The sequence below is a fragment of the Pseudomonas sp. JV449 genome (assembly GCF_032424295.1).
Classification (GTDB): domain Bacteria; phylum Pseudomonadota; class Gammaproteobacteria; order Pseudomonadales; family Pseudomonadaceae; genus Aquipseudomonas; species Aquipseudomonas marginalis.
In genome coordinates, this window is the sequence record NZ_VYKD01000034.1 from 152,610 (window position 1) to 168,014 (window position 15,405).

Annotated in this window: 11 protein-coding genes; 9 read left to right on the forward strand and 2 right to left on the reverse strand. The window is 61.9% G+C overall.

All coding sequences use genetic code 11. The features are described 5' to 3' along the window. Window positions 1-5 precede the first annotated feature (5 nt). Window positions 6-1,382 carry an L-serine ammonia-lyase gene (locus tag F6S08_RS29830; protein ID WP_065925469.1) on the reverse strand — a complete coding sequence of 459 codons (1,377 nt, stop codon included), beginning with the start codon at window positions 1,380-1,382 and terminating at the stop codon, window positions 6-8. 415 nt (window positions 1,383-1,797) lie between these two features. Here F6S08_RS29830 and F6S08_RS29835 point away from each other — a divergent pair, with 415 nt between their 5' ends. The 3 genes from F6S08_RS29835 to choV all read left to right on the forward strand — a co-directional run bounded on the left by F6S08_RS29835 (window position 1,798) and on the right by choV (window position 4,835). After that, window positions 1,798-2,745 (forward strand): choline ABC transporter substrate-binding protein, encoded by a 948-nt coding sequence (locus F6S08_RS29835; protein ID WP_027606017.1) that lies wholly within the window; start codon window positions 1,798-1,800, stop codon window positions 2,743-2,745. 69 nt (window positions 2,746-2,814) lie between these two features. Next, window positions 2,815-3,660, forward strand: a complete 846-nt coding sequence (choW, locus tag F6S08_RS29840) for a choline ABC transporter permease subunit (RefSeq protein WP_065925470.1) — start codon at window positions 2,815-2,817, stop codon at window positions 3,658-3,660. After that, entirely contained in the window at window positions 3,657-4,835 is a 1,179-nt protein-coding gene (choV, locus tag F6S08_RS29845) for a choline ABC transporter ATP-binding protein (RefSeq protein WP_065925471.1), read from the forward strand. Before choW ends, choV begins: the two co-directional genes overlap by 4 nt. A gap of 110 nt (window positions 4,836-4,945) precedes the next feature. Here the strand turns inward: choV and F6S08_RS29850 are convergent, their stop codons facing one another. Beyond that, window positions 4,946-6,880, reverse strand: a complete 1,935-nt coding sequence (locus F6S08_RS29850; protein ID WP_242001078.1) for a BCCT family transporter — start codon at window positions 6,878-6,880, stop codon at window positions 4,946-4,948. Window positions 6,881-7,270: 390 nt separating this feature from the next. On the opposite strand from F6S08_RS29850, the gene betI reads away from it, so the two are divergent. The 6 genes from betI to F6S08_RS29880 all read left to right on the forward strand — a co-directional run bounded on the left by betI (window position 7,271) and on the right by F6S08_RS29880 (window position 15,393). Then, the gene (betI, locus tag F6S08_RS29855; protein ID WP_053128113.1) at window positions 7,271-7,864 is read left to right on the forward strand and encodes a transcriptional regulator BetI; all 594 of its coding nucleotides are present in this window, start codon (window positions 7,271-7,273) and stop codon (window positions 7,862-7,864) included. A gap of 110 nt (window positions 7,865-7,974) precedes the next feature. Further along, window positions 7,975-9,447, forward strand: a complete 1,473-nt coding sequence (gene betB, locus F6S08_RS29860) for a betaine-aldehyde dehydrogenase (RefSeq protein ID WP_065925473.1) — start codon at window positions 7,975-7,977, stop codon at window positions 9,445-9,447. 163 nt (window positions 9,448-9,610) lie between these two features. Further along, window positions 9,611-11,314 (forward strand): choline dehydrogenase, encoded by a 1,704-nt coding sequence (gene betA, locus F6S08_RS29865; protein ID WP_065925474.1) that lies wholly within the window; start codon window positions 9,611-9,613, stop codon window positions 11,312-11,314. A 206-nt stretch (window positions 11,315-11,520) separates the two neighbouring features. Next, window positions 11,521-12,963: a TldD/PmbA family protein gene (locus tag F6S08_RS29870; RefSeq protein WP_315872696.1), complete on the forward strand. Its 1,443-nt coding sequence runs from the start codon at window positions 11,521-11,523 to the stop codon at window positions 12,961-12,963. Beyond that, a complete protein-coding gene (locus tag F6S08_RS29875) occupies window positions 12,963-14,279 on the forward strand; it encodes a TldD/PmbA family protein (protein ID WP_315872697.1) in 1,317 nt (438 codons plus the stop codon). The genes F6S08_RS29870 and F6S08_RS29875 overlap by 1 nt, the downstream gene beginning before the upstream one ends. 223 nt (window positions 14,280-14,502) lie before the next feature. After that, window positions 14,503-15,393: an alpha/beta fold hydrolase gene (locus F6S08_RS29880; protein WP_065925477.1), complete on the forward strand. Its 891-nt coding sequence runs from the start codon at window positions 14,503-14,505 to the stop codon at window positions 15,391-15,393. Window positions 15,394-15,405: the final 12 nt, after the last annotated feature.

Consider the following 15,405-nt stretch of genomic DNA (forward strand, 5'->3'; position numbering starts at 1 on the left):
GCTCATCAGCACTCCACCGCGCTGACCGCCAACCCGCCCCGGGACGTCTCCTTGTACTTGTCATGCATATCCGCCCCGGTATCGCGCATAGTGCGGATCACGCGGTCCAGGGAGATAAAGTGCTGGCCATCACCGCGCAGGGCCATCTGCGCCGCGTTGATCGCCTTCACCGCGGCAATCGCATTGCGCTCGATGCACGGCACTTGCACCAGCCCGCCCACCGGGTCGCAGGTCAGGCCGAGGTTGTGCTCCAGGCCGATTTCGGCGGCGTTGCACAGTTGCTCCGGGGTTGCGCCGAGGATCTCTGCCAGCCCGGCAGCGGCCATGGCGCAGGCCGAACCCACTTCACCCTGGCAACCGACTTCGGCCCCGGAGATCGAGGCGTTCTTCTTGCACAGGATCCCCACCGCCGCTGCACTGAGCAGGTAGTCGACCACGTTGGCTTCGGTGACTTCGTCGCTGAACTTCATGAAGTAGTGCAGCACCGCCGGAATGATCCCCGCCGCACCGTTGGTGGGCGCCGTGACCATGCGCCCACCGGCGGCGTTTTCTTCATTCACCGCCAGGGCGAACAGGTTGACCCACTCCATCGCACTCAAGGTCGAGCCGATCACATTCGGCTTGTTCAACTCCTGCAGACTGCGGTGCAACTTGGCGGCACGACGGCGCACATTGAGGCCGCCGGGCAGGATGCCTTCGTGCTTGAGGCCCTCCTCCACGCACGCCTGCATGGCGCGCCAGAGCTTCATCAGGCCACTGCGGATTTCGTCTTCGGAGCGCCAGACTTTTTCATTGGCCAGCATCAACTCGGCAACGCGCAGGTTGTGGGTCTTGCACAGCTGCAGCAACTCCACCGCGCTGGAGAAATCATAGGGCAACTCGGTGCGGTCCATGTCCGCCACACCGCTCTGCGCCTGGGCTTCATCCACCACAAAACCACCGCCCACTGAGTAGTAGGTGTCGCGGTGCAGCTCGCCTTCATCGCCGTACACCACCAGGGTCATGGCGTTGGGGTGGAACGGCAGGTTTTCGTCGAGCAGGCGCATGTCCCGGGCCCACACGAACGGCACGGGCAAACGCCCGTCGAGCAGGAGTGTGTCGGTCTCACGCAGGGTGTGGATGCGCAGGCCGATCTGCGACGGATCGATCGCGTCCGGCCACTCGCCCATCAGGCCCATGATGGTGGCGGTGTCGCTGCCGTGGCCGATGCCGGTGGCGGACAGCGAACCGTACAGCTGAACTTCGACACGCCTGACTTGTTCCAACAGTTCACGTTCACGTAACCCCTGGACGAACAACGCCGCGGCGCGCATGGGGCCGACGGTGTGAGAACTGGAAGGCCCGATGCCGATCTTGAACAGGTCGAAAACACTGATAGCCATTACGGTAGAACTCCTCGATAAGCACGGCCAGGCTTGAACGAGGTGCTACGCTCAGATCGCCCAGATGGCGGCATCATCAAGCTTTTGCTGTCGCTCACGGCGTCTCACACCGACGCACCCATGCTCACCAGCGTCGCTCCCGTGCGATCGCCTGTTTCAGCCGTTTTTAGCGGTGCAGATGGGCAAAAACAGCGGTTTTACCTTGGGAAAAACCTGTAAGCGACGTCACCGACACTGGATACGACCCTCCCTGTACTGGATACGACGCCCCCTGTAGGCGTCAGATTTTCACTGGTACATGATCAGTCTCGACTCGTTTGCAAGGCACCGTGGCAGAGCTGTTGCCGCACGCTCCAACCGCAACACTTATAAAGCGCGGCGAATGCCGCCAGAAAAAACACAGGAGTCTACCCAGATGAAAGGTTCACCCTCGTTGTTGTTGGCCGCCATGCTGAGTCTGCCAGTCATGGCGCACGCCGCAGAACCGGAACAGTGCAAGACCGTCAACTTCTCCGATGTCGGCTGGACCGACATCACCGTCACGACCGCGACCACCAGCGAAATCCTCAAGGGCCTGGGCTACAAGACCAAGACCACGATGATTTCCGTTCCTGTGACCTACAAGTCCCTGGCCGACGGCAAGAACATGGACGTGTTCCTCGGCAACTGGATGCCGACCATGGAAAACGACATCAAGCAGTACCGTGATGCCGGCACCGTGGAAACCGTGCGCGCCAACCTGGAAAACGCCAAGTACACCCTGGCGGTACCCGAGGCGCTGTACAACAAGGGCCTGAAAGACTTCGCCGATATCGCCAAATTCAAGGATGAGCTGGGCGGCAAGATCTACGGCATCGAGCCGGGTAACGACGGCAACCGCACCATCCAGACGCTGATCGACAAAGACGCCTTCGGCCTCAAGACCGCCGGTTTCAAAGTGGTCGAATCCAGCGAAGCCGGGATGCTTTCCCAGGTTGAGCGCGCCACCAAGCGTGACCAGGCCATCGTGTTCCTCGGCTGGGAACCGCACCCGATGAACACCCGCTTCAAGATGAAGTACCTGACCGGGGGTGACGATTCGTTCGGCCCCAACTACGGCCAGGCCACCATCTATACCAACACCCGCAAGGGCTACACCGAGGAATGCAGCAACGTCGGTCAGTTGCTGAAGAACCTGGTGTTCACCTTGAACATGGAAAGCACCCTGATGGGTAACGTCCTGGACGACAAGATGAAGCCCGATGCCGCCGCCAAGGCCTGGCTGAAAAAGAACCCGCAAGTCCTCGACACCTGGCTCGCCGGAGTCAATACCGTCGATGGCAAACCAGGCCTGGAGGCCGTCAAAGCGTATCTCGCCAAGTAATCCCGCTGACCCCGGGGCGGTGCGCTGCCCCGGGATGTTTTCCCTCTTCGCATGTGGACATTCACTACCATGCTGACTGAACAGAAAATCCCACTAGGCCAGTACATCGCTGCCTTCGTCGAATGGTTGACCCAACACGGCGCCAACTACTTCGACGCAATCGCATCGACACTGGAAACGATGATCCACGGCGTGACGTTCGCGCTGACCTGGTTCAATCCGCTGGCATTGATCGGTCTGATTGCGCTGCTGGCTCACTTTATTCAACGTAAATGGGGACTGACTGTTTTTGTCATCGTCTCTTTCCTGCTGATCCTCAACCTGGGGTACTGGCAGGAAACCATGGAGACCCTCGCGCAGGTGCTGTTCGCCACCCTGGTCTGCGTGGTCATCGGTGTGCCGCTGGGCATTGTTGCCGCGCACAAACCGCTGTTCTACACCATGATGCGGCCGGTGCTCGATCTGATGCAGACCGTGCCGACCTTCGTCTACCTCATCCCTACCCTGACCCTCTTCGGGCTGGGTGTGGTGCCCGGACTGATTTCCACGGTGGTGTTCGCGATTGCCGCGCCGATCCGCCTGACCTACCTGGGTATCCGTGATGTACCGCAAGAGTTGATGGACGCCGGCAAGGCCTTTGGCTGCTCGCGCCGTCAGTTGCTCTCGCGCATTGAACTGCCCCACGCCATGCCGAGCATCGCTGCCGGTATTACCCAATGCATCATGCTGTCGTTGTCGATGGTGGTGATCGCGGCCCTGGTGGGCGCCGACGGCCTCGGCAAGCCGGTGGTCAACGCGCTGAACACCGCCGATATCGCCCTGGGCTTTGAAGCCGGCCTGGCGATTGTGCTGCTGGCCATCATGCTCGACCGCATCTGCAAACAACCCGACGCCAAAGTAGGGGGTGATGCATGAGCATTATCCGATTCGACAATGTCGACGTGATCTTCTCCAAAGACCCACGCGAAGCGCTCAAGCTGCTGGACCAGGGCATGAGCCGTAACGAGATCCTGAAAAAAACCGGGCAGATTGTCGGCGTTGAAAAAGCCAGCCTGGATGTGGAAAAAGGCGAGATCTGCGTGCTGATGGGCCTGTCGGGCTCCGGCAAGTCGAGCCTGCTGCGCTGCATCAACGGCCTCAACACCGTCAGCCGTGGCCAACTGTTCGTCGAGCATGAAGGTCGCCAGATCGACATCGCCTCCTGCAGCCCCGCCGAGCTGAAAATGATGCGCACCAAGCGCATCGCCATGGTGTTCCAGAAGTTCGCCCTGATGCCCTGGCTGACGGTGCGCGAGAACATCAGCTTTGGTCTGGAAATGCAGGGCCGCCCGGAAAAAGAACGGCGCAAGCTGGTGGACGAGAAACTCGAGCTGGTGGGCCTGACCCAGTGGCGCAACAAGAAGCCCGATGAGCTGTCCGGCGGCATGCAACAACGCGTCGGCCTGGCCCGCGCGTTAGCGATGGACGCCGACATCCTGCTGATGGACGAGCCCTTCTCCGCCCTCGACCCGCTGATCCGTCAGGGCCTGCAGGACGAGTTGCTGGAACTGCAAAGCAAGCTGAGCAAGACCATCGTGTTCGTCAGCCACGACCTCGACGAGGCGCTCAAGCTGGGCAGCCGCATCGCGATCATGAAAGACGGCAAGATCATCCAGTACAGCGTGCCGGAAGAGATCGTGCTGAACCCGGCGGACGACTACGTACGCACCTTCGTCGCCCATACCAACCCGCTGAACGTACTGTGCGGCCGCAGCCTGATGCGCACACTGGACAACTGCAAACGCGTCAACGGTTCGGTGTGCCTCGACCCGGGCGGCGATTCGTGGCTGGACCTGTCCGAAGGCAACACCATCCAGGGCGCCCGCCAGAATGGCATGGTGATGAACCTGCAGAACTGGGCGCCGGGGCAACCGGTGGAAGGTTTGGGCCGGGTACCGACACTGGTGGATTCGAATATCGGCATGCGTGATGCGCTGCAGATTCGTTACCAGACGGGGAACAAGCTGGTGTTGCATGACAACAACCAGGTGGTGGGGATCCTTGGCGACAGTGAGCTCTACCACGCCCTGCTGGGCAAAAACCTGGGCTAGCAAACACCGCAAACGCCAGTGCAGAAACCGGGTCAAACATGTGGGAGGGGGCTTGCCCCCCACATTTTTTGCCCCAGTGATGTCAGTGACACCACCGGGCTTTCAACGCATCAGCTATAGACACGGCCAAGGAGCTGCCGATGGCTTTCAAACTGATCGAGCACGTCCCGGGTGATCTGTTCCTGGGCGAAGCCCATCAGGTCGTATTCCTGAGGCCCGTTGTGCAGGTACACCTCGGCCCGGTAATAGCGGGTGCGTTCTTCTTCGGGCAGGTCGCTCGGTGCCGACGAGTAAGCATCCAGGCTCACTTCATAAACGAAGGGGTTGCCCTCTTCCATCTCGATGCGCACACCGATGCAGCGCTTGGACTTGCCCAACAGCGTCTGCACTTCCAACCCTTGCTCACGCAACGCGACCGCCGCCTCTTCCAGCGCCGGCGTGACGTGCTTGTCCATAAAGCGCTGCACAGTGCCCTGGCTCGGTTGCAGGTCGAGTGCCGTCAAGCGCTCGCTGAAGCCACGACGCCCGCGTTCAGCCAGTTGCGCCTGCTCCTGTTCGATCGCCACGTCCTGGCGCATCGCCTTGTGCAAACCGAACATAAAGAAAATCAGCACCACCGAGAACGGCAGCCCCGCCAGCACCACCATGGTTTGCATGGCTTCGAAGTTGCCGGCAAACAGCAGGCCGATGGTCACCAGGGTGATCACCGCCGACCAGAAGATGCGCAGCCAGTGCGGCGCATCTTCATCCACATTGCCGCCTTTGCAGGAAAGGTTGGCCATCATCACCGCACCGGAATCCGCCGGGGTCAGGAACAGCACAAAGCCCACGAAGATCGACACGCCGATGACGATTTTCGACGCCGGGTAATGCTCCAGCAGTTGGTAGATGGCCATGGACGGTTGTTCCAGCGCCGTCTTGCCCAACTCCACCGCACCATGGTTCAACACCAGGTCCAGCGCCGAGTTACCGAAGATCGACAGCCACGCCAGGGTAAAGCCCAGGGGAATCAGCAACACGCCGGCCACCAGTTCACGCACCGTGCGGCCACGGGAAATCCGCGCGATGAACATGCCCACGAACGGTGCCCAGGAAATCCACCAGGCCCAGTAGAACAGGGTCCACAGGCCCATCCAGCGTTCGGTCTTGTCACCGTCGCCTTCGTACACATAGAGGTCGAAGGTTTTCAGCACGATGCCGTTGAGGTAGTCGCCGGTGTTCTGCACCAGGCCGTTGAGCAGGTGCAGGGTCGGGCCGAACAGCAGCACGAAGATCAGCAAGCCGCTGAACAGCACGATATTGAGGTTGGACAGGCGGCGGATGCCGTTCTCCACGCCCGACACGGCGGCGATGGTCGCCACGGTGCTCATCACGATGATCACGATCAGCAGGTTGGTGTTGCTGTGCGCCATGCCGAACAGGTTTTCCAGGCCGGACGACACCTGCATCGAACCGATGCCCAGGTTGGTCACCAGGCCCAACAGGGTTACGAACATGCCGAAACCATCCACCGCGTGACCGGCCGCGCCCTTCACCCAACGCTCACCCACCAGCGGGTACAGCGCCGAACGCAAGGCCAGCGGCTGGTTATGCCGGTAGGCGAAGTACGCCACCGCCAGGCCGACCAGCGCATAGATCGCCCAGCCATGCAGGCCCCAGTGCAGGAAGGTCAACTGCAACGCCTGGCGTGCCGCGCCATTGCTGGCAGCGGCGCCTTCGGGCGGGTTGAAGTAGTGATCCAGCGGCTCGGAGGCACCGAAGTACAGCAGCGAGATGCCGATACCCGACGAGAACAACATGCCGGCCCAGGCGCCGTAGCTGAAGTCCGGGGTGTCGTCCTTGCTGCCCAGTTTCAACTTGCCGTAGGACGAAAACGCCAGGCCGACCACAAACACCAGGTAAGCGGCGATGACCACCATGTAGTACCAGCCGAAGCTTTTGGAAAGCCAGGCCTGGGCTACGCCGAGCATGCGCCCGGCCTCCTGCGGGGCGATGATCAGAATGGCGGTCAACAACAGAATCAGCGCGGTGGAGGTGTAGAACACCCAACCGTTGACCCGGACCTTTTCCGGCGGGGTCTTTATAAGAGAGGCAGAACTCATGGCGCAGATGCTCCAGGCAGTGCGAGAGAGAAACACAAGGCAACGGTTATCCCGGCCTATCGATTTTTCGGCAGTCGACGGACGGGTGTTATAAAGACACCCCGAAAATCCTTGAGCCCCACCAGGCAGTGGGCAGGCCTTGATACCGCCTGTTTCAAAGGTTTTTGCAGGTGCCGGATGTCGCGGCCTTCACGTAGGAAATACCTGTAGGCAGCGACCATTTGTCGCAGAGCTTATTCTTTGTTGATTGAACGTTCAATCAAAACAAAATAGACTGGCCTTCAAGTCGACGAACGTTCATCGCCCGTCGGCAGGCCTAAGGAGAGGTGCTACATGCCCAAGGTCGGTATGCAACCCATACGCCGCCAACAGTTGATCGAAGCCACATTGACGGCCATCGACCAGGTCGGAATGGGAGATGCCAGCATCGCGCTGATCGCCCGTTTGGCCGGGGTCTCGAACGGCATCATCAGTCACTACTTTCAGGACAAGAACGGCCTGATCGCCGCGACGATGCGCTACCTGATGAACGTGCTGATCGAGAACGTCCACGAACGCAGGCTTGCGCTGAAGGACGACAGCCCACGGGCGCACCTTCGGGTGATCATCGAGGGCAACTTCGACGCCAGCCAGGTCAATGGCCCGGCAATGAAAACCTGGCTGGCCTTCTGGGCCACCAGCATGCATCACCCGTCATTGCACAGGTTGCAGCGGATCAACGATCAACGTCTGTATTCCAACCTGTGCTGCCAGTTCCGCCGAGTGCTGCCGCTGCCGCACGCACGCAAAGCAGCCAGAGGCCTGGCGGCCCTGATCGACGGTTTGTGGTTGCGCGGTGCCCTGTCGGGAGACGCTTTCGACACGGCGCAGGCGCAACGGATCGCTTACGAATACATGGATTTCCAATTGGCCAAGCAGGTGAGTTAGAGCCCTTATAAACGCTCAACCCCTGAACGTCCGCCGCCCAGTGTTGCCACACCCTCATGGCCCACTTTGCGGCGGGTAACGCCAACCACTTATGCACTTGCGAGGACTTTATGGCCCGTTTCGACCTGCAAAAACTCTACATTGACGGCGGCTACAGCGACGCTGGCAGCGATGCCACCTTCGACGCCATCAACCCGGCTAACGGTGAAGTTCTCGCCCAAGTGCAACGCGCAACGTTCGACGACGTTGAACGTGCCGTGGTCAGCGCGGAAAAAGGCCAGAAAATCTGGGCCGCCATGACCGCCATGGAGCGTTCGCGCATCCTGCGTCGTGCCGTCGACATCCTGCGCGAGCGCAACGACGAACTGGCCGCCCTGGAAACCCTGGACACCGGTAAAGCCTTCTCCGAAACCCAGTACGTCGACATCGTCACCGGCGCCGACGTGCTGGAATACTACGCAGGCCTGGTACCGGCCATCGAAGGCGAGCAGATCCCTCTGCGCGACACCTCGTTCGTCTACACCCGCCGCGAGCCCCTGGGCGTGGTCGCCGGTATCGGCGCCTGGAACTACCCGATCCAGATCGCCCTGTGGAAATCCGCACCGGCCCTGGCCGCCGGTAACGCGATGATCTTCAAGCCAAGCGAAGTCACCTCGCTGACCACCCTGAAACTGGCCGAGATCTACACCGAAGCCGGCGTTCCAGCAGGCGTGTTCAACGTCTTGACCGGCAGCGGCCGTGAAGTCGGCACCTGGCTGACCGAGCACCCGCGCATCGAGAAAGTCTCGTTCACCGGCGGCACCGACACCGGCAAGAAAGTCATGGCCAGCGCTTCGAGCTCGTCGCTCAAGGAAGTGACCATGGAACTGGGCGGCAAGTCGCCGCTGATCGTGTTCGAAGACGCCGACCTGGATCGTGCGGCCGACATCGCGATGATGGCCAACTTCTACAGCTCCGGCCAGGTCTGCACCAACGGCACCCGCGTGTTCGTGCCCAAGCACCTGCAAGAGGCATTCGAAGCCAAGATCGTTGAGCGTGTTGCGCGCATCCGCGTTGGCGACCCCCAGGACGCCAACACCAATTTCGGTCCGCTGGTCAGCTTCGCCCACATGGAAAGCGTGCTGGGCTACATCGCCAAAGGCAAGGAAGAAGGCGCCCGCGTGCTGTGCGGCGGCGACCGCCTGACCGACGGCGACCTGGCCAAAGGCGCTTTTGTGGCCCCGACCGTGTTCACCGACTGCACCGACGAGATGACCATCGTCCGTGAAGAAATCTTCGGCCCGGTGATGAGCATCCTCACCTACGAAACCGAAGAAGAAGTGATCCGCCGCGCCAACGACACCGACTTCGGCCTGGCTGCGGGCCTTGTGACCAAGGACCTGAACCGCGCCCACCGCGTGATTCACCAGCTGGAAGCGGGCATCTGCTGGATCAACGCCTGGGGCGAATCCGACGCGAAAATGCCGGTGGGTGGCTACAAGCAATCCGGTGTGGGCCGTGAAAACGGCATCAGCTCGCTGAACAACTTCACCCGCATCAAATCGGTACAGGTTGAGCTGGGCGACTACGCCTCGGTGTTCTAAGCAACCCCACTCAACTCAGCGCGTATCGATCCCAAGGTCCGCCGTAGCAGCTGACGAGCGCAAGCGAGGCTGCGTAGCGATCTTGGGGTCTGCTACGCAGCCCAACGCAGCCTCGTTCCTCGGCAGCTGCTACGGGCGGCCAAACTTTTAAGAGGGTGCATTTATGTCCCAAGAATACGACTACATCATTGTGGGTGCCGGCTCCGCCGGTAACACCCTGGCGACCCGCCTGACCGAAGACGAAGGCGTCACCGTCCTGCTGCTGGAAGCCGGCGGCCCCGACTACCGCCTCGATTTCCGCACCCAGATGCCCGCCGCCCTGGCCTTCCCGCTGCAAGGCCGCCGCTACAACTGGGCGTACGAGACCGATCCGGAGCCACACATGGACGGCCGCCGGATGGAATGCGGACGCGGCAAGGGCCTGGGTGGCTCTTCGCTGATCAACGGCATGTGCTACATCCGTGGCAACGCCATGGACTACGACAACTGGTCGAAGCTGCCGGGCCTGGAAGACTGGAGCTACCTCGACTGCCTGCCGTATTTCCGCAAGGCCGAAACCCGCGACATCGGCCCCAACGACTGGCACGGCGGCGATGGCCCGGTCAGCGTGACCACACCTAAAGCCGGCAACAACCCGCTGTTCCACGCCATGGTTGAAGCAGGCGTGCAGGCCGGTTACCCGCGCACCGAGGACTTGAACGGCTACCAGCAGGAAGGCTTCGGCCCGATGGACCGCACCGTCACGCCTAACGGCCGTCGCGCCAGCACCGCGCGCGGTTACCTGGACACGGCCAAGAAGCGTTCGACTCTGACCATCGTCACCCACGCCCTCACCGACAAGGTGTTGTTCGAAGGCAAGCGTGCCGTTGGCGTGCGTTACCTGATCGGTGCCGCCGAAGAGCGCGTTGAAGCCCGTGCGCGTAAAGAAGTGCTGGTGTGCAGCGGCGCAATCGCTTCGCCGCAACTGCTGCAACGCTCCGGCGTCGGCCCGGCCAAGCTGCTGGAAAGCCTCGACATCCCGGTGGTCCACGACCTGCCTGGCGTCGGCGAAAACCTGCAGGACCACCTTGAGCTGTACCTGCAATATGCGTGCACCCAGCCGGTGTCGCTGTACCCGTCGCTGCTCTGGTACAACCAGCCGGCCATCGGTGCCGAGTGGCTGTTCAACGGCACCGGCATCGGCGCCAGCAACCAGTTCGAAGCGGGCGGTTTCATCCGTACCCGTGAAGAATTCGAATGGCCGAACATCCAGTACCACTTCCTGCCGGTCGCGATTAACTACAACGGCAGCAACGGTGTGAAAGAGCACGGTTTCCAGGCGCACATGGGCTCCATGCGCTCGCCGAGCCGTGGTCGCGTGCAACTGAAGTCGAAGAACCCACGGGACTACCCGAGCATCCTCTTCAACTACATGGCCACCGAGCAGGACTGGCAGGAATTCCGCGACGGCATCCGCCTGACCCGCGAAATCATGCAGCAGCCGGCACTGGACCCGTACCGTGGCCGCGAAATCAGCCCGGGTATCGAGGTGCAAACCGATGAGCAGTTGGACAAGTTCATCCGCGAGCACGCCGAAACCGCGTTCCACCCGTCCTGCTCATGCAAGATGGGCGACGACGAGATGGCCGTGGTCGATGGCGAAGGCCGCGTGCATGGCATGCAGGGCCTGCGCGTAGTCGATGCGTCGATCATGCCGATCATCACCACCGGCAACCTGAACGCGCCGACGATCATGATCGCCGAAAAAATCGCCGACAAGATCCGTGGCCGCCAGCCGCTGCCGCGCAGCACTGCCGACTACTACGTGGCCGGCGACGCGCCGGTGCGTGGCAAGCCGTTGCGTGAAGTGGGGCCATTGGCGCAATAACGCTAAACCCGGTGGTGAGCGGGCTTACACCCGCGCTGGAGTGCGCAGCGCTCCCAATATTTTTGGGGCCGCTGCGCAGCCAATGCGGGGCAAGCCCGCTCGCCACAGGGGCACTTGCCACAAAGAATCACCTCTCCTTGATCGCTCCCCAGCCCAGGCCTACTCTGTGTGCCTGCCCGCGCTGAGCCGCCCACAAGGAAGGCCCCATGTTCGACCACCACGCCACACTCAAGCAGCACTTCAGTGCCCTGCGCACCACCGCCGAATTTTTCTCCCTGCGTTACGTGCGCGAGTCCGGCCAGTACCTGTCGGTGCGCAAGAACGTCGCCGAACCGCCGCACCTGAACCACGACGAAGGCGCCATGCTCACCGTGCGTTTGAACGGTGTGGAAACCTACGCCGCGACCCACGATATTTCCCTGCCTGGCCTGCAAGCCGCCCTCGAGCGCGCCGAACAGCAAGCCCGCCTGATAAAACCTCACGCCCTGCTCGACCTGCGCGACCAACCGGTGTCCAGCGACATCGCCGACTACCTGTCGCCGCACCTCGAGCACGCCTTCCCGTCCTTGAGCGACTGCTACCAACTGCTCGGCGATGAGTCCTCTGCAGTGCCCCAGGACGAGCGCCTGGTGAACTGGGAAGTCAGCCTCGGCCTGACCCACGTCGAGCAGATCTACCTCAACAGTGCCGGCGCCGAACTGCGCCAGGCCCAGCGGTTTGTGTTCCCCGGCGTCAACGTCACCGCCTACGACGGCAACGACAGCCAGTCGCGCACCCTCGGCGGCAGCAACTTCGGCCAGCAAGGCGGGTTTGACGTGATCAGCCGCTTCGGCCTGGTGGGCGCCGCGCCGCGCATTGCCGACGAAGCCCTGCAACTGCTGCTGGCGCCAAACACGCCCCAGGGCCCGCGCGACCTGCTGCTGATGCCCGACCAGATGATCCTGCAGATCCACGAGTCCATCGGCCACCCACTGGAACTCGACCGCATCCTCGGCGACGAGCGCAATTACGCTGGCACCAGTTTTGTGAAGGCCAGCGACTTCGGCCAGCTGCAATACGGTTCCAAGCTGTTGAACGTGACGTTCGACCCGGACATTCCCGAGCAACTGGCCAGCTACGGCCATGACGACGACGGCACCGCCGCCAGCAAGCAATTCCTGATCCGCGAAGGGCTGCTGCTCAAGCCCCTGGGTGGGGCGTTGTCGCAGTTCCGCTCGGGCATGGGCGGCGTGGCCAACAGCCGCGCCAGCAGCTGGAACCGCCCGCCGATCGACCGCATGGCCAACCTGAATATCGAAGCCGGCGATAAGAACCTGGCGCAACTGATTGGCGGCATCGAAAGCGGCATCCTGATGTCGACCAACCGTTCGTGGTCCATCGACGATGCACGCAACAAGTTCCAGTTCGGCTGCGAGTGGGGCCAGTTGATTGAAAACGGCGAGCTCAAGGGCGTGGTAAAGAACCCCAACTACCGGGCGATTTCCGCGCAGTTCTGGCGCAACCTCAGCGCCGTGGGCGACGCCAGCACCTTCAAGGTGCTGGGCACGCCGAACTGCGGCAAGGGCGAGCCCAACCAGGTGATCCGCGTCGGCCATGCGTCGCCGGCCTGTGTGTTCAGCAACGTTGACGTATTTGGAGGAGATGCCTGATGAACACCTTCAAGGCATTGGTGCAGTGGCTCAAGCAGGCCATCACCGACAAGGAACAATTCCACCTGGGCTACGCGGCAGAATCGTCCGAGTTCGTGCGCTTCAACCACGCCAAGGTGCGTCAGGCCGGGCACGTGCAGCAGGCCAGCCTCAACCTCAAGCTGATCAGCGATGGCCGCCATGCCGACCTCGGCATCACCCTGGCCGGCGAGCCCGAGCTGGATCGCCAGCGCCTCGCCGACGGCCTGCGCCAATTGCGCGAAACCCTGCCGCTGCTGCCCCATGACCCGTACCTGCTGCTCAACCACAACGCCTGGCAAAGCCACAACGAACAGGCCCGCCCCCTGCCCGACCTGGCCCAGGTACTGGAAGAAATCAGCCAGGCCGCCGATGGCCTCGACCTGGTCGGCTTCTATGCCGCCGGCCCGATCAGCCGGGGCTTCGCCAGTTCGGACGGTGCGTTTGGCTGGCATCAGGCCAATAGCTTCAACTTCGATTTCAGCCTGTTCCACGCCAATGGCGAGGCGGTAAAAGCCAGCTACGCCGGCGACGCCTGGGACAGCGCCGAGTTCGCCCGGCGCTTCCAACTGGCGCGTAAACAGCTGGAATTCCTCGGCCGCCCGCTGCACCCGTTGGCGCCCGGACAATACCGCGCCTACCTCGCGCCGGCGGCGCTGGAAGAAATCATCAGCATCATCACCTGGGGTGGTTTTTCCGCCCAGGCCATCGCCAGCAAAGGCAGCTCGTTGCAACGGCTGTATGCCGGCGAGCAGTCCTTGAGCCCGCTGGTGACGGTGAAAGAACACATCACCGACTCCCTGAGCCAGGCGTTCTCCAGCGAAGGCTACCCGCGCAGTGACGTCACGCTGATCAATGCCGGCCAGGCCGACGGCCAACTGGTGAACTCGCGCAGCGCCGCCGAATATGGCCTCAGCGCCAACGGCGCCAGCGGCGACGAATCCCCCAGCGCCTTGCAGATCGCGGCAGGCAACCTGGCCCAGGCCGAGATCCTCAAGCAACTGGGCACCGGGCTCTACATCAGCAACCTGTGGTACCTGAACTACTCCGACCTGCCCGCCGCACGCCTGACCGGCATGACGCGCTTCGCCACGTTCTGGGTGGAAGACGGCGAGATCAAGGCGCCGGTCAGCACCATGCGTTTTGATGACAGCGTCTACCAGTTGCTCGGTTCGCAACTGGAAGCGCTGACCGCCGAGCGGGAACTGCTGCTGTCGGCCAGCACTTATAGCCAGCGCAATACCGCGTCCAACCTGTTGCCGGGTGCCCTGGTTAAACGCCTGACCCTGACCCTGTAGATACCCCCCCCTGTGGGAGCGGGCTTGCCCTCTCCCACCTTGTCCTGTGCTGATTTCAGACATCCCGGTTTCAGCCCTTCCTACCGTAAATTTTCTTCCTCCCAGTCTGCACGGGCAGCCTGTTGTCGCCTGCGAAAAACCTCGTTATAACGGTTAGTGGCACCCCGCCACCCCACCCACGAGAGCACGACCTTGCCCGGGAAGGGCAAGCTGGAGCGTTGACATGAACCATGGAAGTTTTGTCATAGAAAAGCTGTTCAAGCACTACAACGTTCATGTTGAGCAACTGGGAAACGATTCGGAAAAGAACACCATTCTGATGGTCAATGGCGCACTGTCCACCACACGCTCATTCGCCCGTACCAGCAAATGCCTGGCCGAGCATTTCAATGTGTTGTTGTTTGACCTGCCCTTCTCGGGCTATTCCCGCGAACACAACACCGACCTCGACCTGGTGACCAAGGATGACGAGGTGCAAATCCTGCGCGCCCTGGTCGAACGCTTCCAGGTCAACCATCTGGTCTCGGCCTCCTGGGGCGGCATCTCCACGCTGCTGACCCTGGCGCACAACCCGCCGTCGATCGAAAGCTCGGTGGTGATGGCCCTGGCGCCCAACCTCAACCAGGCCATGCTCGACTATGTGGAGCGCGTGCGGGTGCTGATCGAGGCCGATGACAAATCCGCCGTCGGCCACCTGCTGAACGAGACCGTCGGCAAATACCTGTCGCCACGCCTCAAGCGCAACAACCATCGGCACCTGTCGAACATGGCCACCACCGAGTACCGCCAGGCGCGCTTTCATATCCACCAGGTGCTGGCATTGGGTGATGGCAACTACCTGCCGGCGCTGCGGCAGATCGAAACCCCGGTGCACTTTCTCAATGGTGCGCTGGACGAATACACCCCCGCCGCCGAGGCCCGACTGTTCAAACAGTACGTGGGCCACAGCAGCTTTGCGGTGGCCGAACACACTGGGCATTTACTCGACCTGGAGTCCCGCGAGGCCGCTTTGGCGGTGCACCGGGCGTTGTTGGATTTCCTGGTGGGAGAGCACGCGAACTTGTCGGACTTAGACGAACCGCCAGTGGGAAAAGGAGCGACGAATGGCGCATAATCGCCGACACAT

Bases quoted from the DNA above. Each gene is read 5' to 3' on its own strand.
- F6S08_RS29875 (WP_315872697.1), top strand. From the start codon at position 12,963: ATGAACACCTTCAAGGCATTGGTGCAGTGGCTCAAGCAGGCCATCACC.
- F6S08_RS29835 (WP_027606017.1), top strand. From the start codon at position 1,798: ATGAAAGGTTCACCCTCGTTGTTGTTGGCCGCCATGCTGAGTCTGCCA.
- F6S08_RS29830 (WP_065925469.1), bottom strand. From the start codon at position 1,382: ATGGCTATCAGTGTTTTCGACCTGTTCAAGATCGGCATCGGGCCTTCC.
- betI (WP_053128113.1), top strand. From the start codon at position 7,271: ATGCCCAAGGTCGGTATGCAACCCATACGCCGCCAACAGTTGATCGAA.
- choV (WP_065925471.1), top strand. From the start codon at position 3,657: ATGAGCATTATCCGATTCGACAATGTCGACGTGATCTTCTCCAAAGAC.
- F6S08_RS29870 (WP_315872696.1), top strand. From the start codon at position 11,521: ATGTTCGACCACCACGCCACACTCAAGCAGCACTTCAGTGCCCTGCGC.
- F6S08_RS29880 (WP_065925477.1), top strand. From the start codon at position 14,503: ATGAACCATGGAAGTTTTGTCATAGAAAAGCTGTTCAAGCACTACAAC.
- betB (WP_065925473.1), top strand. From the start codon at position 7,975: ATGGCCCGTTTCGACCTGCAAAAACTCTACATTGACGGCGGCTACAGC.
- betA (WP_065925474.1), top strand. From the start codon at position 9,611: ATGTCCCAAGAATACGACTACATCATTGTGGGTGCCGGCTCCGCCGGT.
- choW (WP_065925470.1), top strand. From the start codon at position 2,815: ATGCTGACTGAACAGAAAATCCCACTAGGCCAGTACATCGCTGCCTTC.